This window comes from Helicobacter sp. T3_23-1059, from assembly GCF_053654515.1.
Genome location: NZ_JBSIUV010000112.1, coordinates 1 through 2,528, shown reverse-complemented (window position 1 = coordinate 2,528; position 2,528 = coordinate 1). Strand labels below are relative to the sequence as shown.

Annotated in this window: 5 protein-coding genes; 2 read left to right on the top strand and 3 right to left on the bottom strand. The window is 35.0% G+C overall.

Features of this window, described 5'->3' with window-relative positions; translation table 11 throughout:
• Both ACWIX0_RS13280 and ACWIX0_RS13275 read left to right on the top strand, forming a co-directional pair.
• The coding region (locus ACWIX0_RS13280) for a hypothetical protein (RefSeq protein ID WP_454174461.1) at positions 1 to 414 on the top strand (414 nt) is incomplete at its 5' end.
• A gap of 334 nt (positions 415 to 748) precedes the next feature.
• Positions 749 to 1,393 carry a hypothetical protein gene (locus ACWIX0_RS13275; protein ID WP_454174460.1) on the top strand — a complete coding sequence of 215 codons (645 nt, stop codon included), beginning with the start codon at positions 749 to 751 and terminating at the stop codon, positions 1,391 to 1,393.
• Position 1,394: 1 nt separating this feature from the next.
• Here the strand turns inward: ACWIX0_RS13275 and ACWIX0_RS13270 are convergent, their stop codons facing one another.
• From ACWIX0_RS13270 to ACWIX0_RS13260, 3 genes are all read right to left on the bottom strand, one after another.
• Positions 1,395 to 1,658 carry a type II toxin-antitoxin system RelE family toxin gene (locus ACWIX0_RS13270; RefSeq protein WP_454174459.1) on the bottom strand — a complete coding sequence of 88 codons (264 nt, stop codon included), beginning with the start codon at positions 1,656 to 1,658 and terminating at the stop codon, positions 1,395 to 1,397.
• Positions 1,655 to 1,930: a type II toxin-antitoxin system RelB/DinJ family antitoxin gene (locus ACWIX0_RS13265; RefSeq protein ID WP_454174458.1), complete on the bottom strand. Its 276-nt coding sequence runs from the start codon at positions 1,928 to 1,930 to the stop codon at positions 1,655 to 1,657. The genes ACWIX0_RS13270 and ACWIX0_RS13265 overlap by 4 nt, the downstream gene beginning before the upstream one ends.
• Before the next feature lie 88 nt (positions 1,931 to 2,018).
• Positions 2,019 to 2,528, bottom strand: a 510-nt coding sequence (locus ACWIX0_RS13260; protein WP_454174457.1) for a LysE family translocator, incomplete at its 5' end; no start/stop codon positions are given.

Below are 2,528 nucleotides of genomic sequence, written 5' to 3'. Positions count from 1 at the left end.
TTATATACACCAAAAAGCGCGTATGACTTGATAAGCTGGTTAGAAAAACAAGAAAACAGCATTGTAAAATTAGAGATTTATTATTGCGCATCAAAGCCTGAATATTATGATGATTATATGATAAATGAATTTGGGGAAAAAGTAAATGAGAATCACCCATTTAAGATACAAAGCACATATTATGAAGATGTAGAAAGTGGCACAATAACTCGAATAAGCGGTGGATTTTCTTTGCCTACTGATGAGCTTAAAGAATACGGTATTGAATCTTTGATACATATACATTCAAACGATGCAGATGCAGAATATGAATGGTATACAAGTGTTTATCCACCAAGTAAGGAAATAGAAAAAACTTGCGATGTCCAATATGATGGAACAGAATTATTAAAAGGTACTTTCACATATCGATAGAGAAAAAACGATAAAAATAGCAAGTGATTTTATGGATTTTAGGGGATTAGTTAGACTCATTGTTTTGCCTTTTTTGATTTTTTTATGCATTTTTGTGCTTTATTATTGTTTGCATAAGAATCCAAAATTGTAGCAAAATCTATAAAATCTTTGTGATTAAAAACACCAAATACATTATAAATGCGATTTTATGCCTAAAATCTACAAAAAAGCAAATTTTGCAAATAAGTTTTACAATTCACATTTATTTTACAAATCTGCTTTATAATGCTTGATTTTTTGCAGTTGCGATGCGATATACACAGCTAAATTTTCTTAAATAAGGAGAACTCTTATGAGCAAGACATACAAACTAAAAATTATCAATTTGCTTTTTGCAAGACTTACAAAAAGCATAAAAAAAATCAAAATTAGCAAAAAATTTTGGATAAAACTGCATTTATATTTGAGTTTATTTTTCTTGCCACTAGCACTTATTTATGCTTTGACAGGAGTGGGATATATCTATGACATAAAACAAGATGCAGGAGCGCAAATCACCAAAATCCCGCTAGATTCTATGCCAAAAAAGGGCGAAGAACAAGAACTAATGCTAGCGTTATTAAAAGAGCATAATTTAGAGATTCCAAGCGATAGAAGCATAAAGATTGCGCGAGGGAATGTGAATATGGGCAATGTGTATTATGGTGCAACGATTTTAAAAGAGCGCGATGGGGGGGTGGTTATGCAAGTAACGAAGCGAAATCTTTATGGCGTGCTACTTCTTATGCACAAATCAAAAGGTAGCAAGTTTAAAATCGGGGATTTTGCGTTTTCGTGGTTTGATTTTTTGGCGATGGGATTTGGCGTATCGTTGTTGCTATTTTATCTCTCTGGGCTTATTATGACTTCTTTTTGCAAAAAAGATAGAATCGCTAGCTTTAGCGCACTAGGTTTTGGGCTTTTTGCTACGATTTTGGCAGTGTATTTTAGTGTGTGATTTATTTATAAATATCCCCGCGCGAATCGGCTTTGTAAGCATAGATGACTAAAATCTGATTTTCGCGCACTTCATAAAGCACACGATATTTGCCAACTCTCAAACGATAATGATTTTTTTGCCCTTGTAGTTTGGCAATATCGCAAGGGTTGTTATAAGGATTTTGCGCGATAATTTCTAGTTTTTCTACGACTTTTGGGGCTAATTCTTGGTGCTTTTGCAAAAATTTAAGCAAATCTTTGCCGTATTCTAGCTTATAGCTCATAGCCCAAATTTCCTTTTTAGCTCTTCGTGGCTTATCGTTTCACCTCGCTCTAGCTCTTTTAACGCCTTTTTATATGCCTTTTTGTCTTCTTTTGTCATTATGGTATCAGGGTCGATTTCCGTGCTTGGCGTGAAAGGAATCTCACCCGTTTTTAGCACTTTTTTAGCAAACATTCTAAAGGCTGTGCCTAAATCTAGCCCCATATCTTTTAGCATCGCTTCAAGCACATCTTTATCCTCGCTATCCATTCTAAACTGCACTAACGCATTCATTTTGTCTCCTTTTGTATGGTTTTGGATAGGTTTTGTAGCATTTTGTATGCGTTATTTTAGCACAATAGGTTTTTAGATTTTGCAAAATCTAGCCTATATCTTGCCACACGCAAAATCCGTGATAAAAAAGCGATAATGCAAAGCCAAAAAACAACACCGCACTAACTCTATCAATGATAAAAAATACCCTGTAAGTAATGTATTTTCTACAATAGCTAGATACCGCCACCACGCAGACAAAAGCACTCACAAGCGACACATAAAGCACCACAATGCTAAGGGCTAAATCTTTGCCAATAAACTGCGTAACCACCACGCCAAAAAATAAAATCGCCTTAGGGTTTGATAGATTTACCACAAGCGCACGCCAAAAGCTATCAGGCAAGGCTATTTTAGTATCTATGCTAGGCTTAGAATCTAAGCTAGATTTGATACTAGATTCTAGCGTGGTATTTGTCTTGTCTTTATCATAGGGGGTGCGCAAAATCTTTAGGCTAATATATGCTAGATATAGCCCTCCTAGCACGCCTAGAGTGATTTGAGAGTAGGGATTTGATAGCAGGTGCGTAAGTCCAAAATAAATAATGCCTAAATAAAA